The 22,310-nt window shown below is 69.8% G+C and carries 23 protein-coding genes and 1 riboswitch; of the genes, 9 read left to right on the top strand and 14 right to left on the bottom strand.

Going from position 1 to position 22,310, the window contains the following annotated elements:
* Position 1: 1 nt before the first annotated feature.
* From ACSGC5_RS00225 to ACSGC5_RS00215, 3 genes are all read right to left on the bottom strand, one after another.
* Positions 2 to 787, bottom strand: coding sequence for an energy-coupling factor transporter transmembrane component T family protein (locus ACSGC5_RS00225; RefSeq protein ID WP_434968619.1), 786 nt, complete (start codon positions 785 to 787; stop codon positions 2 to 4).
* Positions 784 to 2,286 (bottom strand): ABC transporter ATP-binding protein, encoded by a 1,503-nt coding sequence (locus ACSGC5_RS00220; protein WP_434968618.1) that lies wholly within the window; start codon positions 2,284 to 2,286, stop codon positions 784 to 786. The genes ACSGC5_RS00225 and ACSGC5_RS00220 overlap by 4 nt, the downstream gene beginning before the upstream one ends.
* On the bottom strand, positions 2,246 to 2,869 hold the full coding sequence (locus ACSGC5_RS00215) for an ECF transporter S component (protein WP_434968617.1): 624 nt from the start codon (positions 2,867 to 2,869) through the stop codon (positions 2,246 to 2,248). Before ACSGC5_RS00215 ends, ACSGC5_RS00220 begins: the two co-directional genes overlap by 41 nt.
* A riboswitch (TPP riboswitch) is annotated at positions 2,861 to 2,971 on the bottom strand. Its footprint overlaps the gene before it by 9 nt.
* Before the next feature lie 38 nt (positions 2,972 to 3,009).
* Here ACSGC5_RS00215 and ACSGC5_RS00210 point away from each other — a divergent pair.
* The gene (locus ACSGC5_RS00210; protein WP_434968616.1) at positions 3,010 to 4,440 is read left to right on the top strand and encodes a D-alanyl-D-alanine carboxypeptidase family protein; all 1,431 of its coding nucleotides are present in this window, start codon (positions 3,010 to 3,012) and stop codon (positions 4,438 to 4,440) included.
* Between the two features lie 27 nt (positions 4,441 to 4,467).
* Here the strand turns inward: ACSGC5_RS00210 and ACSGC5_RS00205 are convergent, their stop codons facing one another.
* Complete coding sequence (locus tag ACSGC5_RS00205; RefSeq protein WP_434968615.1) at positions 4,468 to 5,517, bottom strand: enoyl-CoA hydratase/isomerase family protein; 1,050 nt, start codon at positions 5,515 to 5,517, stop codon at positions 4,468 to 4,470.
* Positions 5,518 to 5,646: 129 nt separating this feature from the next.
* On the opposite strand from ACSGC5_RS00205, the gene ACSGC5_RS00200 reads away from it, so the two are divergent.
* Positions 5,647 to 6,630 (top strand): ABC transporter ATP-binding protein, encoded by a 984-nt coding sequence (locus ACSGC5_RS00200; protein WP_434968614.1) that lies wholly within the window; start codon positions 5,647 to 5,649, stop codon positions 6,628 to 6,630.
* Complete coding sequence (locus ACSGC5_RS00195) at positions 6,627 to 7,442, top strand: ABC transporter permease (RefSeq protein ID WP_434968613.1); 816 nt, start codon at positions 6,627 to 6,629, stop codon at positions 7,440 to 7,442. The genes ACSGC5_RS00200 and ACSGC5_RS00195 overlap by 4 nt, the downstream gene beginning before the upstream one ends.
* On the opposite strand, the gene ACSGC5_RS00190 is transcribed toward ACSGC5_RS00195, so the two are convergent.
* A complete protein-coding gene (locus ACSGC5_RS00190) occupies positions 7,435 to 7,824 on the bottom strand; it encodes a hypothetical protein (RefSeq protein ID WP_434968612.1) in 390 nt (129 codons plus the stop codon). The genes ACSGC5_RS00195 and ACSGC5_RS00190 overlap by 8 nt on opposite strands.
* Positions 7,825 to 7,964: 140 nt before the next feature.
* Between ACSGC5_RS00190 and cofG the strand changes: the two genes are divergently transcribed.
* Genes cofG through cofC form a run of 4 tightly spaced genes read left to right on the top strand, consistent with a single transcriptional unit; the run spans position 7,965 to position 13,466 of the window.
* Positions 7,965 to 10,331, top strand: a complete 2,367-nt coding sequence (gene cofG / locus ACSGC5_RS00185; RefSeq protein ID WP_434968611.1) for a 7,8-didemethyl-8-hydroxy-5-deazariboflavin synthase CofG — start codon at positions 7,965 to 7,967, stop codon at positions 10,329 to 10,331.
* A complete protein-coding gene (locus ACSGC5_RS00180; protein WP_434968610.1) occupies positions 10,328 to 11,800 on the top strand; it encodes a flavin-containing monooxygenase in 1,473 nt (490 codons plus the stop codon). The genes cofG and ACSGC5_RS00180 overlap by 4 nt, the downstream gene beginning before the upstream one ends.
* Complete coding sequence (fgd, locus tag ACSGC5_RS00175; RefSeq protein WP_434968609.1) at positions 11,797 to 12,810, top strand: glucose-6-phosphate dehydrogenase (coenzyme-F420); 1,014 nt, start codon at positions 11,797 to 11,799, stop codon at positions 12,808 to 12,810. Before ACSGC5_RS00180 ends, fgd begins: the two co-directional genes overlap by 4 nt.
* Positions 12,807 to 13,466, top strand: a complete 660-nt coding sequence (cofC, locus tag ACSGC5_RS00170) for a 2-phospho-L-lactate guanylyltransferase (protein WP_434968608.1) — start codon at positions 12,807 to 12,809, stop codon at positions 13,464 to 13,466. Before fgd ends, cofC begins: the two co-directional genes overlap by 4 nt.
* On the opposite strand, the gene ACSGC5_RS00165 is transcribed toward cofC, so the two are convergent.
* The 5 genes from ACSGC5_RS00165 to ACSGC5_RS00145 form a co-directional block, all read right to left on the bottom strand.
* Entirely contained in the window at positions 13,439 to 14,239 is an 801-nt protein-coding gene (locus ACSGC5_RS00165; RefSeq protein ID WP_434968607.1) for a uroporphyrinogen-III synthase, read from the bottom strand. The two genes, cofC and ACSGC5_RS00165, sit on opposite strands and share 28 nt — an antisense overlap.
* Before the next feature lie 201 nt (positions 14,240 to 14,440).
* Positions 14,441 to 14,716, bottom strand: a complete 276-nt coding sequence (locus ACSGC5_RS00160) for a hypothetical protein (protein WP_434968606.1) — start codon at positions 14,714 to 14,716, stop codon at positions 14,441 to 14,443.
* Positions 14,706 to 15,107, bottom strand: coding sequence for a phage holin family protein (locus ACSGC5_RS00155; protein WP_434968605.1), 402 nt, complete (start codon positions 15,105 to 15,107; stop codon positions 14,706 to 14,708). The genes ACSGC5_RS00160 and ACSGC5_RS00155 overlap by 11 nt, the downstream gene beginning before the upstream one ends.
* A gap of 1 nt (position 15,108) precedes the next feature.
* Complete coding sequence (locus ACSGC5_RS00150) at positions 15,109 to 15,495, bottom strand: hypothetical protein (protein WP_434968603.1); 387 nt, start codon at positions 15,493 to 15,495, stop codon at positions 15,109 to 15,111.
* Positions 15,492 to 16,964: a protoporphyrinogen/coproporphyrinogen oxidase gene (locus ACSGC5_RS00145; RefSeq protein ID WP_434968602.1), complete on the bottom strand. Its 1,473-nt coding sequence runs from the start codon at positions 16,962 to 16,964 to the stop codon at positions 15,492 to 15,494. The genes ACSGC5_RS00150 and ACSGC5_RS00145 overlap by 4 nt, the downstream gene beginning before the upstream one ends.
* Positions 16,965 to 17,161: 197 nt before the next feature.
* Between ACSGC5_RS00145 and ACSGC5_RS00140 the strand changes: the two genes are divergently transcribed.
* A complete protein-coding gene (locus ACSGC5_RS00140) occupies positions 17,162 to 17,731 on the top strand; it encodes an HhH-GPD-type base excision DNA repair protein (protein ID WP_434968601.1) in 570 nt (189 codons plus the stop codon).
* A gap of 2 nt (positions 17,732 to 17,733) precedes the next feature.
* The gene (locus tag ACSGC5_RS00135; protein ID WP_434968600.1) at positions 17,734 to 18,156 is read left to right on the top strand and encodes a DUF1801 domain-containing protein; all 423 of its coding nucleotides are present in this window, start codon (positions 17,734 to 17,736) and stop codon (positions 18,154 to 18,156) included.
* A 27-nt stretch (positions 18,157 to 18,183) separates the two neighbouring features.
* Here ACSGC5_RS00135 and ACSGC5_RS00130 read toward each other — a convergent pair whose 3' ends face one another.
* From ACSGC5_RS00130 to menC, 4 genes are all read right to left on the bottom strand, one after another.
* Positions 18,184 to 19,569, bottom strand: a complete 1,386-nt coding sequence (locus tag ACSGC5_RS00130; RefSeq protein WP_434968599.1) for a glycine--tRNA ligase — start codon at positions 19,567 to 19,569, stop codon at positions 18,184 to 18,186.
* 128 nt (positions 19,570 to 19,697) lie between these two features.
* A complete protein-coding gene (locus ACSGC5_RS00125) occupies positions 19,698 to 20,144 on the bottom strand; it encodes a hypothetical protein (RefSeq protein ID WP_434968598.1) in 447 nt (148 codons plus the stop codon).
* A 101-nt stretch (positions 20,145 to 20,245) separates the two neighbouring features.
* Positions 20,246 to 21,091, bottom strand: coding sequence for a hypothetical protein (locus ACSGC5_RS00120; RefSeq protein ID WP_434968597.1), 846 nt, complete (start codon positions 21,089 to 21,091; stop codon positions 20,246 to 20,248).
* 38 nt (positions 21,092 to 21,129) lie between these two features.
* Positions 21,130 to 22,263, bottom strand: coding sequence for an o-succinylbenzoate synthase (gene menC, locus ACSGC5_RS00115; protein WP_434968596.1), 1,134 nt, complete (start codon positions 22,261 to 22,263; stop codon positions 21,130 to 21,132).
* Positions 22,264 to 22,310 lie beyond the last annotated feature (47 nt).

Raw genomic sequence — 22,310 nt, 5'->3', positions numbered from 1 at the left:
CTCAGCGCGGGCCGAGGATGAAGTTCCAGCTGCCGGTGACGACGGCTGCACCCACAGCCACCGCCGCGACGGCTGCACCGAGCAGGACCAGCATCCAGTCGGCGCCGCCGAACCGGGATTCCCGCGCCCAGGTGCGCGCGACCGGCGCCCCGAAGCCCCGCGCCTCCATCGCGACCGCGAGCTTCGTGCCGCGCCGGATGGAGAGGACCAGCAGCGCAAAGGCCATCCCGAGGAATCGCCGGATGCGCCCTCGGTCTGCGACGCCACGGGATCTGCGCGCGAGTTCGAGGGCGCGCCAATCGTCCATGAACAGCCCGATCATCCGCAGCCCGGCGAGCGCGCCGAGAACGAAGCGCGAGGGTACCCGCAGCACCTGCGCGAGCCCGTCTGCCAGGTCCGTCGGATCGACAGTGGCGAACAAGACGACAGAGGGCAGCGCGATGGCAAGCACGCGCAGCGTCGTGGCGACGGCGAGCTCGAGCGAGCCCTCGCTGATGCGCACGACGAACCACTCCGCGTACACCTGCCCGCTCTCCTGCCCGTAGAGGGCGATGGTGAGCCCCGTCAGCGGGGCCAGCAGCCACACGATCCACGTGCGTCGCCAGAACTGGCGCCACCCGAGCCCGGCACCGGGGAACAGGGCGAGTTCGATCGCGAGAGCCACACCCGCCGACACGGCATCGAGCGTCAGCACGAGGGGGATGGTGAGCGCCATGATCGCGAGCAGCTTCGCGACGGGATTGCGTCGCGCCATCCGCGAGGGCGCCGCGGTCTGGATGCCGATCATGGCGTTACGCCCAGCACGATGCGCTCCGCATCCAGCGCCGTCGCGACGTCGAGGTCGTGCGTGATGGCAACGACCGCGGAGCCCTCGTCACGCACCCGCGCCAGCAGCGCGACAAGCTCCGCCCACGTGCGCGCGTCCTGCCCGAAGGTCGGCTCGTCCAGGACGAGGACTCTCGGTCGGGTAGCCAGCGCCGCCGCCACGGTGAGCCGTCGCTTCTCGCCTCCCGACAACGTGTACGGGTTGGCGTCGGCCAGGCGATCCAGTCGCAGCCGATGCAGCAGCTCGTCGACGCGGGCCGCGATCTCGGAGTCCGAGATACCCAGGGCACGCGGTCCCACCTCGAGTTCTGCGCGCACCGTGCCCGCGAGCAGCTGGTGCTCCGGGTCCTGGAACACCATGCCCAGGCGCGTCAGCAGAGCACGGGAGGCCCACTCATGGGGATGCCCCCGCTCGCCGGCCGCAAGCTCCGGGGACGCGGTCACGGTGCCCCGGGCCGGCGGAATCAGCCCCGCGAGCGTGAGGCCCAACGTCGATTTGCCGGCGCCGTTGGGCCCCGTGATCGCGGTGGCCGCCCCCGCCCGGACCTCGAGCCCGGTCACCTCGGCGACGACCTGGCCGGGCCGGCGCTGGACAGCGAGGTCCCTCGCCGATATGAGCACGTCGCCGGGGGCTCGCGCAGCTCGCGGCGGCCACGCGGGGCGGTGTCCCGGCACCCACACGCCCGCCGCGGCGAGCTCGTCGCCGCGGCCCTCCAGCACCGCATCGGGAGCTCCATCGGCAACGACCCGACCCTCGGCGAGCACGATGACCCGATCGGCCAGCGGCACCCAGGCCGCCACCCGGTGCTCGACGACCACGAGCGTCGCACCGGTGGCGCTCACGACGCGGGCCACGGCGTCACGCACCTGCGAGACACCGTCGGGGTCGAGGTTCGCGGTCGGTTCGTCGAGGATGATCAGGCCCGGCCGCATCGCCACGATCGCGGCGAGCGCGAGCCGTTGCTTCTGCCCACCTGAGAGCGCGCTCGTGGAGTGGGTCAGCGGCACATCCAGCCCGACGAGTTCGAGGGCTTCACGCACCCGCCCCCAGATCTCGTCGCGAGGCACACCGAGGTTCTCACAACCGAAGGCGACCTCGTCGCCGACGCGGGCCAGCACGACCTGTGAGTCCGGGTCCTGCAGCACCAGGCCCGCGCGGCCGCGCGCGGCTGTCGGCAGCGCGCCATCCAGCCGAAGCGAGCCTGCGCTCTCGCCCTCGTCGCCGCCGAGCACGCCGGCCATGCCTCGTGCGAGCGTGGACTTTCCCGACCCCGACGCCCCGAGCAGCAGCACGCGTTCACCGGGTTCGATGCGCAGGTCGAGATCGCGCAGAGCCCATGCGCGTCGACTTCCGTGACGCCACCCCCAGCCGGAGAGGTGAACGGCGACGGGTGAGGTGAGAGGAGGCTGCGACGTCACGTCAGACGCGCTGCCGGACCTCGCGCCCGGCGGGGAACGCATCCAGGGCACCCGTCGCGGCGAGCGCTCGCACCAGCAGCCACGACAGCAGTCCGGCGATCACGGCACCGGAGATGACGGTGCTGATCAGGTAGATGATCGTGAAGGTCACGTCGGCTCCGGCGAACCAGAGGATCAGGTTGTTGATCCCGCCCGCAAGAGCCGCCCCGGCTCCCGCGAGGATCGCGACCGGGAGTGACCACACCCGATAGGCGAAGATCAGGAAGACGATCTCAGCGCCGAGCCCCTGAACGAAGCCGGCTTCCAGGGTCAGGAATCCTCCCCATTGGTTGCCCACGAGCGCCGAGACGACGGCGGCGAGCAGTTCGGTGTAGATCGCGGCGCCGGGCTTTCGGATCACGAGAGCCCCGAGGACTCCGGCGAACAGCCACGGTCCGTCCAGCAGGCCCTGCAGCCCGGGCAGGAGCGGTTCGAGCAGCGTGCTCGGTCCGACATAGCCGACATTCCACGCCAGGAAGATCAGACCGGAAGCGACACCGATGACGCTGGCGACGACGATGTCGACGATCCGCCAACGGAAGCTGCGCGGAGCCTTGGTGGTTGCGGGGGACGACGAAACAGACATTGTTCTCCTTCCTGCGCTGGCATGACCCAGATCAGGTTCGACGGTCGAAGCGTGGATTCGCTTCCTCTCAGCCCGGAACACCGGACTCCCGTGGTACGTGATGCCGATTATACGGGTCCGGTGCGGATAACCTGGGCGGGATGACTGACACGGAAGCGCCCACCGCTCCCGGCCCGACCGACACCGATGCGGTCTCAGGTGCGGCCGCGAGCGCCGCCGTGCAGCGCTCGGACACCGCGGCCCTGCAGTGGGCTCGGCCTGCGAGCCCCGCCGGCCCACGTCGACCGGTGAGCGACTCGGACCCCGGCGATCTGCTGGAGGGGATGCCGCGCCGCTCACTGCTTCGCGGGACCGTCATCGGGCCGACGCTCATCGTCCTCGCCGTCGTCGCGGCATACGCGGGGGTCACGCTGCTGTGGCCACTGACCGCGGTGATGCCGACCGCGCAGTCCGCCGAGGTGGCGCCGATGACCGCCTCTCTCGCCGCACCGGCATGGCCTGCCGAAGGATCTGCAGCGGTCGCCGTCGACGGGTTCGAGTCGACGGCACCCGACGGCACGATCGCCTCGACGAGCGAGGAGGCGCCTCTCGCGAGCATCACGAAGCTCGTCACGGCGCTCATGGTGCTCGATCGACAGCCTCTCGCGATCGGCGAGAGCGGCCCGGAGTACGCCTTCGGCTCGCGAGACAGATCGACGTACTGGAACTACCGAGCACGCGGCGAATCAGCTCTCGACGTCCCGGTCGGCGAATCGCTCACCGAGTACCAGATGCTCCAGGGGATGCTGATCGGGTCGGCGAACAACTACGCGTCGCGATTGGCCGACCAGTTCTGGCCCACTGACGCCGTCTTCGAGAGCGCCGCCGCTGACTGGCTCAGAACCCACGGCATCAGCGGCATCACCGTCGTGGAACCCACGGGCATCGACGCCGACAACGTGGGCACCCCCGCGGGAGTCATCGCGCTCAGCCGCAAAGCCATGGCGAACCCGGTCATCGCCGAGATCGTTGCGACACCCGTCGTCACACTCCCGGGCGCCGGCGAGGTCGAGAACACGAATGATCTGCTGGCCGATCCGGGCGTTGTCGGGATCAAGACGGGAACCCTGTTCGTGAACGGCCGCGAGGTTGACGACCTGGCCACCGCGAAGGACGTCATGCTCGGCGACACGACGGTGCGGATGTACGCCACGGTGCTCGCGCAGCCGACGGATGAGGAGCGCGACAGCGCGGCACGATCCCTGCTCGCGCAGCTCGAGGCGGAGCTGACAACGCCCTACGTCGTCCCCGCCGGAACCGTCGTCGGAACCATCCAGACGGCGTGGGGGTCAGCACCGGAGATCCGTACCGCAACCGACGCGACCGTCGTGCTCTGGAACGGGGCTGCGTCCAGCTCCACTGCCGCACTCACCGTCGGCGAGTGGGATGCCGGGTCACCCGCGGGAACGTTCACTCTCAGCGGTCCACTCGGTTCCACGACTGTTGAGGCCGCACTGACGAGCGAGATCGAGCAGCCCTCGCCGTGGTGGAGGCTGACGCATCCGCTGGAGCTGTTCGGCCTGATCGACTGAAGCTCCCCCGCCGACGTGGCCGCGCCGTCAGAGCCCCAGCGGCACGGGCGGTGTGAACGCGAAAGCCTGGTCGAGAAGGTCATCGTCGAGCTCCTCACGCGTCCCGGGACTCCAGCGCGGCGAGCGATCCTTGTCGACCAGCTGCGCGCGGATTCCCTCGATGAGGTCCGGCTGCGTCATAGCGAACCACATGACGAGGCCGAACTCCTGCGTCAGCGCTGACCGGATGTCGGGAAGCTCCCGCGCCCGCCGGACGGCCTCCAGCGTGACCGCGAGCGCCGTCGGAGGAAGCGACTCCAGCTGGGCGGCGGTGTCCTGTGCGGCATCCTCGGGTCGCTCTCGGAGGGCATCGACGATGTCGGCGACCGTGTGCTGCGCGAACGCGACATCGATCCACGGGCGGTCCACGTGCAGGCGCCCGGGAGCCGGATCGATGGCTACCGCACCTATTGCCCGTTCGAGGTCGACGCCGCCGGCCAGGTCCGACAGCAGCCCGTCGAGCCGACCGCTCGGGACGTGGTGATCGGCGAGGCCTGCCGCGATCGCGTCGGCTGCCCCCACCGACTGGCCCGTCAGCGCCAGGTACTCTCCGATGCGGCCAGGCGTGCGAGCCAGGAGCCACGATCCGCCGACGTCGGGCGTGAACCCGATCCGCGTCTCGGGCATCGCGAGCACCGAGCGCTCTGTGACCACGCGGTGCGACGCGTGCCCGGCGAGGCCGATGCCACCGCCCATCGTGATCCCGTCCGCGAACGCGACGATCGGATGCCGATACTCCGCGATGCGCGCGTTGAGGGCGTACTCGGCGCGGAAGAACGTGTCGACCTGCTCCGGGTGCTCGCCCGTGAGGGTGTCGTACAGTCCTCGGACATCGCCCCCCGCGCAGAACCCGCGATCACCCGCGCCGCGGAGCACAACCGCGTCGATGCGGTCATCCCGGTCCCACCGATCCAGCGCGGCGGTCAGATCCCGCACCATCTCGAGGTCGAGGGCGTTCAGGGCACGCGGACGTTGCAGGGTCAGGATGCCGATCCGGCCACGCCGCTCGGAATCCACCTTCGTCGGCGCCGTCTCCACGGGTCCACGTTAGCGACACGAATCTGCAGCCGGGAGCCGGCTTGGGCGACGCTCGGGCGTGGTGCCGCATCGCCGGTGGACCTGTCGGCCAGACTGGTGCGCAATCCACTCGTAGAGAGGCCGCTCTTCATGCCCGACGGACAGGTTCTGGAGTTCTCGGGGCTCACCAAGCGCTTCGGGGCGATCCCGGCGGTTGCCGATCTCACCTGCCGCATCCACCCCGGACGCATCACCGCGTTTCTCGGGCCCAACGGGGCCGGCAAGACGACGACGCTGCGGATGCTGCTGGGGCTGATCCGCCCGACCGCAGGCTCCGCGACGATCGGCGGACGCCGCTACGACGAACTCGCCGACCCGCTGCGCACCGTCGGTGCCGTGCTCGAGGCGACAGGGTTCCACCCCGGCCGAACGGGCGCCTCCCACCTGGCGGTCTACGCGCACGCCGCGGGCATCCCTCGCGCGCGCGTCGACGAGGTTCTGGGGCTGGTGGGCCTGGCCGACGCGGCCGGCCGCAAGGTGGGCGGCTACTCCCTCGGCATGCGCCAGCGACTCGGGCTCGCGTTCGCCCTGCTCGGTGATCCCGGCGTGCTCGTGCTGGACGAACCGACGAACGGACTGGACCCCGAGGGCATCCGATGGATGCGGGTCTTCTTGCGGACGCTCGCCGCCGAGGGACGGACGATCCTGGTGTCGTCCCACCTGCTCGGCGAAGTACAGCAGACGGTCGATGCCGCGCTCATCGTCTCCGGCGGGCGCCTCGTCTTCGAGGGCTCACTTGCCGATCTCGCCCATCAGGACGAGCCGGTCACGCTGGTCGACGCCCCGGACCGCGACGCGCTCCTCGCTGCCCTGGAGGCAGCTGCACTGCCGTGTGAACAGCTGCGCACCGGCATCCAGGTGCGGGGTCTTGACGCCGCCGGCGTCGGAGCGATCGCCGCCTCCGCGGGGATCGCCCTGTCGGCGCTCACCGACCGCGGCCCCGCGCTCGAGGAGATCTTCCTCGACTACGTCAACGGCGTGCGGCCTCCGCTGATCCGCGACACGGAGCCTGCGGTGTCGGCGGGCATCAGCGAAGCGAGATCCGACGACGCCCTGGAAGGGGGAGCCCGATGACCGTCGCCGCGGTGACCCGCTCGGAGTTCACGAAGCTCTTCTCCACCTCGATGTGGTGGATACTCGGACTCGTCCTCGTCCTCTACGTCGCCGCGACGGCGGGTTCGCTCGCGTTCGTCTTCGGCGCCGTGAGCAGCGGGACTCTACCCAATGACGGCGCGCCGGTTCCCTCCGAGGGCCTCGCGTCGGTGCTGTACTCGCTGGCGGCAAGCATCGGGTACGTTGTCCCGCTCATCCTCGGCACCCTCATGGTGACCGCCGAGTTTCGCCACAAGACCCTCACCGCGACGTTCCTGACGACACCTCGACGAGGAACCGTCCTGTGGGCGAAGGTTGTCGCGGGCCTCCTGATCGGCGTCGCGTTCGGAATCGTCGGCGCGCTGTCATCGGTGGCTCCCTCGGCGGGCGTGCTCGCGGTGTTCGGGCTCGAGACCGACCTCGGCGCGGCGGCAACCTGGGCGCTCATCGGCCGTCTCGTCCTGGCACTGACGATCTGGGTGATCGTCGGGATCGGCGTCGGCGTGCTCGTGCGCAATCAGGTCGCGGCTGTCGTCGGCGTGCTCGTGTTCACGCAGTTCCTCGAGCCGATCGCGCGCACCGCCGGCGCGTTCGTCGACGGACTCGACACTGTCACGAACTACCTTCCCGGCGCGGCCAGCGATGCCCTCGTCGGGTCGAGCATCTTCCAGGTCGCGGGAGCAGGCGCATCAGGCGGGCTCGACTGGTGGGCCGGCGGTGCCGTTCTGCTCGCCTACGCGGCAGTGCTCCTCGTACTCGGCTATGTCGTCAGCTGGCGGCGCGACGTCAGCTGACGATGTCGGCCACGTCTTCGGCGGGTCCGTCGACGTCGAGGCGTAGCGCCTGCACGAGCGCGAGGCCGTGGCGGGTCGTGAGGACGATCCGCTGGTATTCGGGGTGGCCGTCAAGATCGATGACAACACCCGGACGCCGCCCCCGCACGACGACGAAGTCGTCGTTGCCCGCCGACTTCCACGTGCCCATCGCGATGACGCCGCGCACGTGAGTCCCGGGACTGGGGACTCCCCGAAGCCAGGTCCACACGTCGTCGGTCAGCTGGACCTTCGCGATCGTGTCTCGAGGGACGTCTACATTCTGACGACGGAATGTAAGAAGCCGTTCCGAGCCCGACAGCGCCACCTCCAGCTGGGAGGAGTCGAGCAGGAGCGTGACCATGAGGCTAGTTTGCCAGCGCCCTTCGACGCGACGCGGGGAGTTTGCTTACAAGCCCGCAACGATCCATCTGCATGCTGCCTCCAAGGGGAGCGCGTGACCCGGCTGGCCACCCACCCCGGCGACGGTGCAACACTGGGGTGGTGGGCACGCTCAATCGGACACCGACTCGCCCCCCTGCCGCGAGCCTCGCCGACGCCCTCTCACGAGCCGAGGTAGATGAGGACCTCACCCGCGAGGACGTGATCGCGGTGCTCTCCGCGCGAGGGTCGGACCTGGATGCCGTGCTCGATGTTGCCGGTGAGCTGCGCGACCGCGGCCTGCGTGAGGCGGGTCGCCCGGGAGTCGTCACATACTCCCGCAAGGTGTTCATCCCCGTGACCACGCTCTGCCGGGACCGGTGCCATTACTGCGTGTTCGTGGACACCCCTGGACAGCTGCAGCGGGCGGGCAAGCCCGTGTTCATGAGTCCAGAGCAGGTCCTCGCGGTGGCCCGCGCGGGTCAGCGTCACGGGTGCAAGGAGGCCCTCCTGACGCTCGGCGATCGCCCCGAGCACCGATGGCCCGAAGCCCGCCGATGGCTCGACGACCACGGGTTCGCCTCGACGCTCGACTACGTCGGACACGTGGCGGCGCTCATCACGGCCGAGACCGGAATGCTCGCGCACCTCAATCCCGGCGTCATGAGCGCCGACGAGCTTGAGCGACTGCGCCCGGTCGGACCGTCGATGGGCATGATGCTCGAGACGACGTCCCGGCATCTTTTCGAGACGCCCGGCCAGGTGCACTACGGCTCCCCCGACAAGGATCCCGCGACCCGTCTCCGGGTGATCGAGGATGCCGGCATCCACCGCATCCCGTTCACGACCGGCATCCTGGTCGGGATCGGCGAGACGATCGCCGACCGGGCCGAGTCCCTGCTTGCCCTCCGGGACGCGCACCGCCGGCACGGACATCTGCAGGAGATCATCGTGCAGAACTTCCGCGCCAAGCCGGGAACGGCGATGCGGGATGCGGCGGACGCGGAGCTGGAGGAGTACGTCGCCGCGGTCGCGGCCGCGCGTCTCGCGATGGGCGCTCGCGCCCGCATCCAGGTACCCCCCAACCTGAGCGACCCGGCCGAGTTCGCTCTGCTCGTACGTGCGGGGGCGGATGACTGGGGCGGCGTCTCCCCCGTCACCGCCGACCATGTGAATCCCGAGCGCCCGTGGCCGCACCTGGACGACCTGGCCGCGCACACGGCAGAGCTCGGCTTCGACCTGCGGGAGCGTCTCACCGCGCATCCTGAGTACGTGCGGGACCCCCAGACCTGGATCGCCCCCGAGCTTCATGCCGAGGTCGCCGCACTCGCCGACCCGGTGACAGGCCTCGCACGATCCGGCGAGGTCAGGCCCGCCACGGCACGAACGGCGGGCCATCCTCGGCGCGCGTCGCTCGACGGGCTCATCACGGAGGCCGCCACCGATCCCGCGTCCCTCGCCCCGGCGGAGTGGGAGCGGTTGCTCACCGCAACCGGCGCAGATCTCGACGCCGTCGTTCGCGCGGCGGACGATGTGCGGCGGTACACGGTGGGGGAGGCGATCAGCGTCGTCGTCAACCGCAACCTCACCACGACGGGACTGCGAAGCGTTCTCGACAGCGACGACCCGGACCGCGAGACGTTCACGCTCGCGGACACCGCGACGATCGCACGAGATGCCGCGGATCTCGGCGTGACCGAACTGTGCGTCCAGGGCATGATCCCGGGCGACCCGGAGTCGTACACCGAGCTCATCCGGACTCTCGCGGATGCGGCGCCGACACTGCACCTGCACGCGTTCCGTCCGCAGGATGTGTGGGATCTCGCCGATCGCAGCGGACTGTCGATCGACGAGGCGTACCGCGCGCTCAAGGCCGCGGGCGTCGACACGGTTCCCGGCACCGGCGTGAAGGTCCTCGACGACGACATCCGCGCCCGCGTCGCTCCGACCGACATCCCCATCGAGCGATGGATCGCCGCGATCCGCGCCGCGCACGGCGCGGGGCTGCGGTCGACATCCGTGCTGTTCTACGGCCATGTGGAATCGGCGGCGGACCGCATAGCGCACCTTCAGGCCCTTCGCCGTCTCCAGCACGAAACGGGCGGGTTCACGGAGTTCGTGCCGATTCCGCTGCCCGGGTACGGCGTTCCCCTCGCGGAGGGTAGGTCCCCGGTCGACGAGCATCGCGCGATGGTCGCGGTCTCGCGCCTGCTGCTGTCGGGGGTGATCTCCCACATCCAGGCGCCATGGCCTCGCCTGGATCCCGAGACCCTCCCGGTCCTCCTGCGTTCGGGCGCCGACGACCTCGGCGGAACGCTTCTGGACGGCCGCGTGCTTCCGCGTGCCGGCGTCGAGTATGGGCGGGAGCTGCCCGTCGCGCAGGCTCAGCGCATCGCCCAGCGCCTCATGCGCCCGCTGCGGCGCCGGACGACGGACTACCGGGATGCCGAGTCGCGCAGCGGCCCCGCGCGCAACGGGGTGCCGCAGTGACCGCCGAGCACGAGGTCGTCGTCGTCGGAGCCGGCTTTGCCGGAATCGCCGCGGCGCTGGAGCTGGAGGCGGCGGGGATCGCCGACGTGGTCATCCTGGAGCGCGCGGGAGACCTGGGCGGCACGTGGCGCGACAATACCTACCCGGGTGTGGCGTGTGACGTGCCGGCGCACCTCTATACGCTCGCGCGCCACCCGTGGCCGCACTGGTCGCGTGAGTTCGCGCCCGGAGCCGAGATCCAGGCCTATCTGCGCCGCGTCGCCGCCTCGACCGGCATCGACGGTCGCATCCGTTTCGACACCGCGCTCGTGGAAGCCCACTGGGACGGCGACGCGTGGGCTTTGCAGACCACGAGAGGTGCGCGTCGAGCACGGATGCTGATCCTCGCGTGCGGCAGGCTCACGGAGCCGTCGATTCCGCAGGTGCACGGGCTCGCGGCCTTTCCCGGGCCCGTCGTGCACTCAGCCCGCTGGGATCCGACGCTGGCGGTCGCCGGCACGCGGATCGCCGTCGTCGGCACCGGCGCAAGCGGAGTGCAGATGGTGCCCGAGCTCGTGCGCCGTGGCGCGGCGGTGACACTGTTCCAACGCTCGGCCCCCTGGGTGCTTCCCCGCGGCGGCAGAACCTACACGGATGCGGAGCGTCGCCGGTTCGCATCACGCCCCGATGTGCTTGCCGCGCTGCGCGAGGACCTCTTTCAGGAGGGCGAAGCACGGCACGCGTCGCGAGCAGGGGATGCCGCAGCGGCGGCCGCGGCATCCGACCAGGCGCTCGCACACCTGCGCGCGCACGTGACGGACCCGGCGTTGCGCGCGTCGCTGACTCCGAACTACGCGTTCGGCTGCAAGCGGGTGCTGCTCTCCGACGACTTCTACCCGGCCGTGGCCTCGGATGCCGTGACCCTCGAACCGTCGGCACTGGCGCGCGCCGACGCCGACACGCTGGTCGCGGCGAGCGGTCGACGGCACACGGTCGACGCCGTCGTCCTTGCCACGGGGTTCCGCGCGACCCGCCAACCGTATGCCGACCTCATCACGGGAGAAGACGGAATCTCCCTCGACGAGCACTGGGCGACCGGCATGTCTTCCGCGCTGTCGACCATCGTCAGCGGCTTCCCCAACCTGTTCATCCTCAACGGACCCAACGCCTCCCTCGGCCACAACTCCTCGCTCCTCATGCTGGAGGAACAGGCCGCCTATGCCGCGCGCACCATCGCCGCGCGGCCGACCGGCGCGATTCTTCGGCCCGATCCGGTCGCCGAGCAGGCGTACACCGACATGATCGTGCGGCGATCCAGAACGACGGCCTGGGTCACCGGCGGATGCCGCAGCTGGTACGTCGATGAGAGATCCGGCCGCCTCACATTGCTGTGGCCCGGTACCGTCACCGAGTTCCGCGCCCAGCTACGCGCCGCCGACGGAACGGAATTCCTGCGCGAACCCGCCACCGAGAGGAGCACCACGCCATGACGATCCCCCTGCGCCTGGGATACAAGGCATCCGCGGAGCAGTTCGGTCCGAACGAGCTCGCCGACTTCGCGGTGGATGCCGAGAACGCAGGCTTCGACTCGGTGTTCGTGTCCGATCACCTGCAGCCCTGGATGCACGAGGGCGGGCACGCCCCGGCAGCGATCCCGTGGCTGGGAGCGGTCGGCGCCCGCACCTCCCGCGTCCTCCTCGGAACCTCGGTGCTGACGCCGACGTTCCGCTATCACCCGGGTGTGATCGCGCAAGCGTTCGCGACGCTCGGGGTGATGTACCCGGGGCGCATCATCCTGGGGGTGGGCACGGGAGAGTCCCTGAACGAGGTGACCCTCGGCATCCCCTGGCCCGAGCCGCCGGAGCGCTTCCGGCGCCTCAAGGAGTCCCTGGCGCTCCTCGAGAAGCTGTGGACCGGCGAGCGTGTCAGCTATGAGGGTGAGTTCTGGCAGGTGCGCGATGCAACCATCTACGACCGTCCCGATACCCCGGTGCCGGTGTACATCGGTGCCGCCGGCCCCGCTGCCACCCGCCTGGCAGGCCGTGTCGCCGACGGATTCATCACCACCAGCGGCAAGGACCCGGCACTGTACACCGACACCCTCCTCCCGGCCCTGGATGAGGGACTGGAGAAGTCGGGACGCACGCGCGAGGACATCGACACGCTCATCGAGGTGAAGGTCTCGTACCACCCCGATCCCGACGAGGCGCTGGAGCGCACCAGGTTCTGGGCACCGCTCGCACTGAGCCCGGACGAGAAGGTCGGCATCCACGACCCGATCGAGATGCAGCGCCGGGCAGCGGAGCTGCCCATCGAGCGGGTCGCGAAGCGGTTCATCGTCTCGTCCGACCCCGACGAGCACGTCGAGCGCATCGTCGAGGTCGCCCAGCGCGGCTTCCGCCACCTCGTGTTCCACGATCCGGGGCACGATCAGGCAGAGTTCATCGAGCGCTACCGGCGCGACATCCTCCCCCGCCTGCGCGAGCGTCTAGGGACATGAACGACTGGAGCATCGTCGTCCCGGTCCGGGGCGGTGCCGGCAAGAGCCGACTCGTGGTGCCCGGCGTCGATCGTGCAGAGCTCGCACGATCGATCGGGATCGACACGATCGTCGCAGCGCGAGAGTGCCGCGCTGTCGCGCGCGTCATTGTCGTGACGTCGGACACCCTGATCGCCGAGGCTCTTCCTGAGCACTGCGAGGTCGTCACCGACCCGGGGACCGGACTGAACGGCGCCGTGACAGCGGGCCTTGCCGCGACGGACCCGGCAAGGCCGAGAGCGGCGATGCTCGGGGACCTTCCTGCGCTTCGCTCCGATCACCTCTCGATGGTGCTGGACGCGGCGCGCGGTGAGGATGCCGGTGCCCTGGCAGACGCGGAGGGCACGGGCACGACGCTGATCACGCGGACCGCTGCCGGGACGCTGTCGCCCGCGTTCGGCGCCGGCTCTTTCGCGCGGCATCTGGCCGCCGGGTTCTCGGATCTCGCCCCCGCACTGGTCACCGACGACGGGCGCCCCGGAGCGTGGACCGCCCGCCGCGACGTGGACACGATCGAGCAGTTGCGTGCGGCCGCTCGGCTCGGGCTCGGCATCCGCACCGCTGCCCTCTGGCAGGTCGCGACAGCGGGTCAGGGAGCCGCTTCGTCGGTCGCGTAGAGGAGCGGGAACCGGGCGACGACCTCGATGAGAGCGTCGACGGTCTGCCGGTCTGCAACACCGTCGACCGTGAGTCCGGCGGCCTGAGCGTCGGTGGCCGTCCGCGGGCCGATAGCGGCCATCACGGTTGACGGGGGGATCTCCGGGAACTGCTCTCGCACTTGCTCGGCGACCGAACCACTCGTGATGAGGATGGCGTTGATGCGTCCGCTGCGCACGTCGTTGGCGATGCGATCGGTGACCGGGACGCCCACGGTGCGATAGGCCACGACGCTGCGCACCCGATGACCGGCCTCGGTAAGCCTCCCGGTCAGCACGGGCTTGGCGGTCTCGCTGCGCAGGGTCAGGATGTCGCGCGGCTCGGGTTCGAGCGCAATCATCTGTTCGGCGAGCCCGGCAGCGGAGTTGTCGAGGTCGGGTACCAGATCGACCCGATATCCGACAGCCTGCAGCGCTGCGGCAGTCGTCTCGCCGACAGCGGCGACTTTGGTGCGCGGGGGGATGACGGCACGGTACGCGTAGAGCACATCGACCGTCGTCGCGCTCGTGAGCGTGACCCAGTCGAACGCACCGTCGGCGAGCGCCGCGAGGGCAGACTCCAGTTCCGTGTGGTCGGTCGTCGGTGCGAAGTTGATCAGTGGCGCGATAACCGGCACGGCGCCCTGACGGCGCAGCGTGGCGGCCACGGAGTCCCCCCAGGGTCCCCCGCGGGGGACCAGAACGCGCCACCCGGAGAGTGGCTTCGTGGCGGTATCTGTCGCTGCTCGGTTCATGATCGACTCGTCGATGCGGAATCGACCGCCCGACGTTCGGGCAGCCGATCGACGTGGCACCTCGGGTCACGGTGCGGGTACATCCACGTCGTCGGCAGCCTCCGCATCATCGCGCTGCCTGTTGTCCGAGCATAGCCCCCTGGCTCACGCAATGTCGCGGGCAGAAGGTCACGAGATGGTCACCTCGTGGTGACCGCGGCGCTACTTGTTGACGTAGGAGTTGACGCCCCACCACACCAGTGCGCCCACCGCGGCCGCTTTGACAACGGCGAGACCGACCGTTGCGACCGGGTGCTCCCGCGAGAATCGACGCAGTCTCAGGATCGCGGTGTCGGTGGCCTTCGACAGCTGCCGCGGCACGTTCGTCTTATCTTCGATCGCGGCCAGCGCGGCCTTCAACTCGGCGCGCGCCTTCTCGACCGGGTCGGTCAGCGAGAGGTCAACCGCGGTGCGGGGGACACCGATCTCAGAGCTCATCGCGGATCTCCTTGATGTCGTGGGCGACGGCTTGGGCGGGGTTGCGTCGACGGGTGAGCTTGCGGAACCGGAGCACCCCGAGCAGCGCGAACAGCATCGTGACCACCAGCAGGACGCCGAACACCACGAGCGCTGACAGCCACACAGGCCACCAGGACGAGAGTCCTGCGATGAGGAACGTGCCGAATACGGGAAGCGACCAGAACAGCAGGAACAGGGCGACAAGGAACAGCGCGACGCCGACGCCGGCATCCTTTCCCGCTTGGCGCGCCCACGCCTTGGCCGCATCGACCTCGGCGACGATCAGGTTCCGGATGAGCTCGGGAAGCTCTCCGAGAAGTGTGAGCAGCGAGTCGTTCGCCCGGTCACGGAACTCTCGAGGGGCCGTCATGTCACTCCTTGCCGGCAGCCTTGGCGATGTCATCGATCGCCTCGTCGGCGGCCTGCTTGACCGCCTCGGCCGACGTATCGGCCGCACTGCTGACAGCGTCGACAGAATCCTTGCCCGCCTTCACGGCAGCATCCAGGCGCTCGCCGGGTGTTCCCTTCGAGGTGGCGGCCTTCGTGACCTTGACCGCCGAATCCCACAGCGTGCTCGGCAGCGCCATCGCACTGGTCTTGGCGAACTCCTTCGCCTTGCCGACCTGCTTCTGTACCGGGTCGAGGTTCCACACCTTCAGCGCTTGCGCCTTGATCTGCTCGTACCTCTCGCGACCGGCACGCGATCCGAGCACGTAGCCCACGGCGAGTCCGACGACGAGTCCTGCTTTGCCCCTCATGGGGTCTCCTCACGCTTGTCGAGCGGGTGGTCCGTTCCCAGCGTAACGCCATCGGCATGCGTCTCCCACAGGAGGTTGACACGAAGCCGTTCGGCCTCCTCGCGCGCGTGCGCGACGACGCGCGCGAGGCCGGGTCCAGCGACCCACGCCCCGACCAACGCAAGCCCGCGGGCGCTCTCACCCCGACGGCGCAGCGTCTCCACGGCGTCGCTGCGCCCCCGCAGGAGGGCGCTCGGCGGCTGCGTCCACCGGTCGCGTCGGGCGCCGACCACTGCGCTGGCAGGAATGCCGAGCAGTGTCTGGGCATCCTCGGCTGCCCGCGCGAGGGCCGCATCGTCCGACAGCGCAGCAACGGGACCCGCGACATCCAGGGCTCCGTAGGTGAGGCGAACTGTGCGCGGCGCGGTCCCTGCCGGCTCCCAGCGCGCCGTCTCGTCGGATACGGCGACCGGCGCGGTCTCGGGGTCCAGTGCGAACACGGTCGTACGAGGCGGCACGGATGGCGGGACTGCCGCCACGAGGGTGACGACATCCTGCACGAGTTCTGTCCGCAGCACCTCCGGGATCTCGAACGGCGCGAGGCGCGCAGCCTCAGCGGCTCCGGTCGCGAGGATGACGGCATCCGCGGGCATCCGCTGCACGCCACCGTCCGTCTCCACCGTCACCGTCCAGGTGTGGCCGGCGTGCGCGACGTCCGAGACACGGGAGCCGGTGCTCACCGTGACCTCGTAATCGTGCAGACGAGCGGCAAGCCCATCCACGAGGCGCGGGACACCTCCGGCAAGTCCCCGGATGGGTGGGTCATCACGTTCGGCGGCCACCGAGGTCAGCTCCCCCGCCGCCCCGGCGAGCGAACCGGTGCGCGTGAGGGCAGCGCTCAGACCGGGGGCGATCGCGCTGACATCCACCGCGCTCGGCGCAAGCCCGTACCGGCCCCGCGTCAACGGGGCAACAAGCCGATCGTGCACAAGAGCGCCCATGCGACGGCGCACCAGCGCCCCGAGGTCGTGCTCCTGTCCGATGGTCAGTGGGGGCCGCAGCCTGTCGAGGTAGGCACGCCATGTGCCTGCCCACCCGATGATGCGGCGCACCGCAGGGTGCCACGGGTTGGCAGGGATGCCGGCGACGGTGTCCGACGGGAAGGGCAGCACTCCCGCGGGTGTCGCGACCCAGACATCCGCGTTGGCCGGTTCGACGATCTCACCGCCGAGGCCCAGCTCGGTGACGAGAGCGTCTACGGCGCCGCCGCGCGTTGCCCACCCGGTCGCTCCGAGAGCGACGCGCCGGCCCGCGACCTCCCCCTCGGCGACGGCGCCCCCGATTCGGCCGGATGCCTCCAACAGCGTGACCCGCAACCCGACCTTCGCGCACTCGAGCGCCGCGACCAGGCCCGCGACGCCGCCGCCGACCACGACCACCTGCTCCGATCTCGCGCGGGCAACGAGCTTCTCGAACGCGGATTCGGCCATTCCCCCATCCTCCCGCATCCGTGGGTATCCCACGCCGGCGCAGCGGCCTCCCGCGCACCAGCCTCCCGCGCACCAGCTCCTCGCGCACCGAGGCGAGGAGCCGCGGCCCGCGCGAGGGCATCCGGGGACGACGCATCCTCGGCTCGAGCGAATCCCCGTGTCTCGGGCCCGCGGGCGTGGCATGGAAGACTGTGGACATGGAGCTGCACATCACGCGTGATGACGCCGCCGATCGTCTGCTCAGCGACGATCCGCTGGCTCTGTTGATCGGGATGCTGCTGGATCAGCAGATCGCGATGGAAACCGCGTTCACCGGTCCAAAGAAGATCCAGGAGCGCACGGGGTCGCTGTCGGCATCCGCCCTCGCCGCGTACGATCCGGAGGCGCTCGTCGACGTGTTCCGCGAGACTCCTGCGGTCCACCGTTTCCCGGGGTCGATGGCGGGGCGGGTGCAGACGCTGTGCGAGACCGTCGCGACCGACTGGGATGACGATGCCGCCGCGATCTGGACCAAGGGTGACCCCGACGGGGCCGAGGTCCTGGCCCGCCTGAAGAAGCTGCCCGGGTTCGGGGAGCAGAAAGCGAAGATCTTCCTCGCACTGCTGGGCAAGCAGTACGGCTTCACCGGCGACGGATGGCGCGAGGCCTCGGCCCCCTACGGGGAGGAGGGCTCCTTCCGGAGCGTGGCCGACATCACCAGTCCGGAGTCCCTCGCGAAGGTCCGCGAATACAAGAAGGCGATGAAAGCCGCCGCGAAGAAGAGCTGACCGTGAAGCCGACAGCAGGAAGCGTCGCCGGGTTCATCGCGGGTGTCACGCCGGCGCGGCGCCAGCGCGACGCCGACACTCTGATCGGCATCATGAGCGCGATCACGGGGCACGATCCTCAGTTGTGGGGAACGATCATCGGGTTCGGCAGCTGCCACTATCGCTACCCGACCGGGAACGAGGGCGATATGGCCCTCCTCGCTTTCGCACCCCGCAGGAGCGCGTCGACGATCTACCTGACCTCGACCCAGGCCCACGCCGATGCGCTCGCAAGGCTGGGTCCTCACAAGACGGGCGTCGGATGCCTGTACATCTCTGACCTCACGACGGTGGACGAAACGGTGCTGCGCGGCATCCTCGAGAAGACCTACGCGTTCGCGATGGGCGGCGGCGACGAGAACGTGCGGATCACCGTCACGGGATGAGCGTGATCCCCTCGCACCGCGGTGTCGTCACGCGCCGCGCAGGCGCTCGCCGAGGTAGGCGTCGAGGTTCTCCAGCGGCACGCGCTCCTGTGCCATCGTGTCGCGGTCGCGCACCGTCACGGCGTCATCGTCGAGGGAGTCGAAGTCGACCGTGACGCACAGGGGCGTGCCGATCTCGTCCTGACGGCGGTAACGGCGCCCGATCGCGCCGGCGTCGTCGAAGTCGACGGCCCAGTGCCCGCGCAGGCGGTCGGCGAGCCCGCGGGCAAGTGGCGACAGGGCCTCGTTGCGTGAGAGCGGCAGCACGGCGACCTTGACGGGGGCCAGGCGCGGATCGAGCCGCAGCACCGTGCGCGTGTCGGTGCCGCCCTTGGCGTTGGGCACCTCTTCTTCGCGGTAGGCATCGACCAGGAAAGCCATCATCGAACGGGTCAAGCCGAACGAAGGCTCGATGACATAGGGGATGTACTTCTCACCCGAAGCCTGGTCGAAGTACGTCAGGCTCTGGCCGGATGCCTCGCTGTGGCTCTTCAGGTCGTAGTCGGTGCGGTTGGCGACGCCCATGAGCTCGCCCCACTCCTTGCCCGGGAACCCGAACCGGTACTCGACGTCGATCGTGCCCGCCGAGTAGTGAGCACGATCCTCTTCGGGCACGTCGTAGCGGCGCATGTTCGCCGGATCGATCCCGAGGTCGGTGAACCAGTTCCAGCACGCCTCGACCCAGTGCTCGAACCACTCCTGCGCCTCGGCGGGCGCGGTGAAGTACTCGATCTCCATCTGTTCGAACTCGCGCGTGCGGAAGATGAAGTTGCCGGGCGTGATCTCGTTGCGGAAGGCCTTGCCGACCTGACCGATCCCGAACGGGGGCTTCTTACGGCTCGCGGTGAGCACGTTCGTGAAGTTCACGAAGATTCCCTGCGCGGTCTCGGGACGTAAGTAGTGCAGGCCGGACTCGTCGTCCACGACACCGAGGTAGGTCTTCACCAGACCCGAGAACGCCTTGGGCTCGGTGTACTGCCCCTTCGTGCCACAGTTCGGGCACGGAATATCGGCGAGACCGTTCTCGGCTGCGCGACCCTTGCGTGCCTCGAAGTCCTCGATGAGGTTGTCGGCGCGGAAGCGCTTGTGGCACTGCAGGCACTCGACGAGTGGGTCGGTGAAGGTCGCGACGTGACCGGATGCCTCCCACACGCGCTTGGGCAGGATGATCGACGAATCGAGCCCCACCATGTCGCCGCGGCCGCGCACAAAGGTCTGCCACCACTGCCGGCGGATGTTCTCCTTGAGCTCGGTGCCCAACGGACCGTAGTCCCAGGCCGACCGGGATCCGCCGTAGATCTCGCCCGCTTGGAAGACGAACCCGCGATGACGGGCGAGGGCGATCACTTTGTCGAGACGGGACTGCTCGGCCACAGAGAGACTCCTGGGTCGGGGATGCGCTGCGCGCGAGGATATCGCGGATGCCGCGACATCCGGCCATTCTATCGGCCGCGCTCCGCCGCCGCGTGGACGCCCGCTCGGGAAGGTGACCCTCGGCCGGCCTACTGAGCGACCGGTGCGACCACGTACAGCAGCTGCGCCGTGCCATCCTCCTGCTCGAGCAGCGTCACTCCGACGGTGTAGTCCGGGCCCGTGAACGACCAGATCTTCATCCCGCCGAAGTCGGACTCGGAGTCTGTTGTGTATTGGGACTTCAACTGCTCGATGATGCTCTCGCCGTCGGCGACGCTCGGCACGGTGTAGGTGACCGTGTAGCCACCGTCCACCGCGAGCGCAACGAGGGGGGAACCGGACGGAAGGGGAATGTCGGAGGGGAAGCCCTCGGGCACACTCGCCCCGCCGCCCGCATCGATGTCGACGCCGGTGGCGCCTTCGACGACATCCTCGACAGTGTTGTTGATCAGCTGCTCGACCGGGTTCACACACCCGGTGAGAGCGAAGGCTCCGACGCCGAGCATGAGCGCGGCGCCAGCGATTCGGGTCTTCATTGTTCTTCCTCTCCCCGGGAGCACCACGGCGCGGTGATCGGCGGTGATCGGCTCCCGCTTCGAGTCTGGCGACCCGGGGAGCGCGCCGCAAGAGTGCGAGATCAGGCGAACCCACACCGTTGGGCGACCCAGCTCAGCATCGTGGCACGCAGGTCCGGGTCGGCCGCGAGCTGGATCTGGCCCGATCGCTCACCGACGACGACGTCGAGCGTGAAGATCGTCCCGCGTTTGTCCTCCTGCACGGCATGGGCATCGCAGCGGAACGGCTCGATCGGGATCGCAATCTCCCGGACAGCCCGGTCGCCCGGGGTCAGGGCGACCCCGAGCGCCGCGGTACCGTCTGGGTCTGCGTTGCCGAAGCCGAGCAGATTCGTCGGCCGGATCGCGCGAAGAGCTGCCCCACCCGCGCCCGTCGGCTCGACCCGAAGCCGCAGCATCCCGGGGCCGGTCTCGGCATCGGCGCCGAAACCGGCGATCGTGACGGCCGCCACGGCGCCGAGAGCCTCCTCGAGGCACTCTCGGGCGTGCAGACCGGGGACCACATCGAGCACGTCGGGGAGCGGGGCGACCGCCTCACCGCGGCCATCGCCCGTCTCGTAGGCGAAGCTCACGCGTGACTCGCCGTCATCGGGCGCGCCGCAGTCGGGGTCCGGCAGCTGGATGCGGATGCCGACAGTGACTCCCGGGGCGATCCGACTGGGCCGGTCCAGCACCCGCTCTGCATCCGCGGCGAAGCGTTCGTCGGACACGAGGAGGTCGTCGACGACCAGAACCTCGTCGGTCGCGTTCGTGACCTCGACCTGGGCCTGGCGCAGCGCGACATCGGAGCGCTGCTGAATGAAGCGCACACTCACCCCCTCGGGCAGCCCGGCGCCGGACGGGCCAGGAGGCGGCGTGCAGGCCGCGAGGATCGCTGACGCCGCTCCCGCGAGCGCGAGGGTCGCCACGCACCGGAGCGCGCGACCGCCACGATCGCGGAGCGCAGTCACCGCCGCAGCACCTCGCGGGCAACAGTCATGTCCTCCAGCGCGACCGGATCAATCTCGACACCCAGTCCCGGACCGGTCGGAACCCGAACGTGACCGTCCTCGAGTACGGCGGGTTCGGTGACGATGTCGCGCTCATAGAACCGGGAGGATGCCGACACATCGCCGGGCAGAGCGAAACCGGGCAGGGCCGCCAGTGCGGCATTGGCCGCGCGACCGATCCCGGTCTCGAGCATGCCGCCGCACCAGACGGGCACACCCGCGGCGCGACAGAGGTCATGGATACGGACCGCCTCCAGGTAGCCGCCGACCCGGCCCGCCTTGATGTTGATGATGGATGCCGATGCCAGTGCGAGGGCGTCGGCGGCCGCCTTGGCCGACACGATGGACTCATCCAGACACACCGGGGTGCGCAGCCGTGCCGCCAGCGCCGCGTGATCGACCAGATCGTCCTCTTGCAGCGGCTGCTCGATCAGCAGCAGGTCGAAACGGTCGAGCTCGGCAAGAGTGTCGGCATCCGCGAGCGTGTACGCGGAGTTCGCGTCGACCTGCAGGGGGATCGCACCGAACGCATCCCGGACCGCGGCGGTGTCGGCTATGTCCCGGCCGGGCTTGATCTTGATCTTGATGCGCACATACCCGTCATCCAGGTAGCCGCCGACCGCCTCGACAAGGGCCGCCGGGTCGGTCTGGATGCCGACCGATACCCCCGAGGGGACGCGGTCGCGCACGGCGCCGAGGTGGGCGCCGAGCGGGACCCCGACGGACCGGAGCGCGGCATCCAGAACCGCGAGTTCAAGACCCGCTTTCGCCATCCGGTGGCCGACGAACGGCGCGAGGGTCTCGGCCACGTGCCCGGGAGCCACCGTGTGGCGGTCCAGCAGCGCAGGGATGAGGAATCGGAGGGCAACATCCCACGCGCCCTGCGTGTACTCGCTCGAATACAGCGGAGCATCCTGGGTGACGATCTCGCCCCAGCCGTCGCCGTCGGCGGTCAGCGCGCGCACGACGATGACCTCACGGACGGTCTCCGTCCCGAACGACGTCGTGAACGGCGACACGAGCGGCAGGTGGAGCACCCGGAGCTCGATCCCCTCGAGAGTCACCGGGGCAGCGGGCTGTGCGATCGGCATGCGGCCAGGCTAATCCCCGTCGGCGCAGCCGGCACGCCCGATCGTTC

It is taken from the genome of Microbacterium sp. bgisy207 (genome assembly GCF_965345035.1).
GTDB lineage: Bacteria > Actinomycetota > Actinomycetes > Actinomycetales > Microbacteriaceae > Microbacterium.
This window is presented reverse-complemented; position numbering and strand designations above follow the sequence as displayed.

What these genes read in the sequence shown, in the direction of transcription:
- ACSGC5_RS00200 (WP_434968614.1), top strand. Translation starts at nt 5,647, where the DNA reads ATGCCCGACGGACAGGTTCTGGAGTTCTCGGGGCTCACCAAGCGCTTC.
- ACSGC5_RS00160 (WP_434968606.1), bottom strand. Translation starts at nt 14,716, where the DNA reads ATGAGCTCTGAGATCGGTGTCCCCCGCACCGCGGTTGACCTCTCGCTG.
- ACSGC5_RS00225 (WP_434968619.1), bottom strand. Translation starts at nt 787, where the DNA reads ATGATCGGCATCCAGACCGCGGCGCCCTCGCGGATGGCGCGACGCAAT.
- ACSGC5_RS00210 (WP_434968616.1), top strand. Translation starts at nt 3,010, where the DNA reads ATGACTGACACGGAAGCGCCCACCGCTCCCGGCCCGACCGACACCGAT.
- ACSGC5_RS00190 (WP_434968612.1), bottom strand. Translation starts at nt 7,824, where the DNA reads ATGGTCACGCTCCTGCTCGACTCCTCCCAGCTGGAGGTGGCGCTGTCG.
- ACSGC5_RS00220 (WP_434968618.1), bottom strand. Translation starts at nt 2,286, where the DNA reads ATGCGTTCCCCGCCGGGCGCGAGGTCCGGCAGCGCGTCTGACGTGACG.
- ACSGC5_RS00165 (WP_434968607.1), bottom strand. Translation starts at nt 14,239, where the DNA reads ATGAACCGAGCAGCGACAGATACCGCCACGAAGCCACTCTCCGGGTGG.
- ACSGC5_RS00125 (WP_434968598.1), bottom strand. Translation starts at nt 20,144, where the DNA reads ATGAAGACCCGAATCGCTGGCGCCGCGCTCATGCTCGGCGTCGGAGCC.
- menC (WP_434968596.1), bottom strand. Translation starts at nt 22,263, where the DNA reads ATGCCGATCGCACAGCCCGCTGCCCCGGTGACTCTCGAGGGGATCGAG.
- ACSGC5_RS00195 (WP_434968613.1), top strand. Translation starts at nt 6,627, where the DNA reads ATGACCGTCGCCGCGGTGACCCGCTCGGAGTTCACGAAGCTCTTCTCC.
- ACSGC5_RS00145 (WP_434968602.1), bottom strand. Translation starts at nt 16,964, where the DNA reads ATGGCCGAATCCGCGTTCGAGAAGCTCGTTGCCCGCGCGAGATCGGAG.
- ACSGC5_RS00215 (WP_434968617.1), bottom strand. Translation starts at nt 2,869, where the DNA reads ATGTCTGTTTCGTCGTCCCCCGCAACCACCAAGGCTCCGCGCAGCTTC.
- fgd (WP_434968609.1), top strand. Translation starts at nt 11,797, where the DNA reads ATGACGATCCCCCTGCGCCTGGGATACAAGGCATCCGCGGAGCAGTTC.
- ACSGC5_RS00155 (WP_434968605.1), bottom strand. Translation starts at nt 15,107, where the DNA reads ATGACGGCCCCTCGAGAGTTCCGTGACCGGGCGAACGACTCGCTGCTC.
- ACSGC5_RS00140 (WP_434968601.1), top strand. Translation starts at nt 17,162, where the DNA reads ATGGAGCTGCACATCACGCGTGATGACGCCGCCGATCGTCTGCTCAGC.
- cofC (WP_434968608.1), top strand. Translation starts at nt 12,807, where the DNA reads ATGAACGACTGGAGCATCGTCGTCCCGGTCCGGGGCGGTGCCGGCAAG.
- ACSGC5_RS00150 (WP_434968603.1), bottom strand. Translation starts at nt 15,495, where the DNA reads ATGAGGGGCAAAGCAGGACTCGTCGTCGGACTCGCCGTGGGCTACGTG.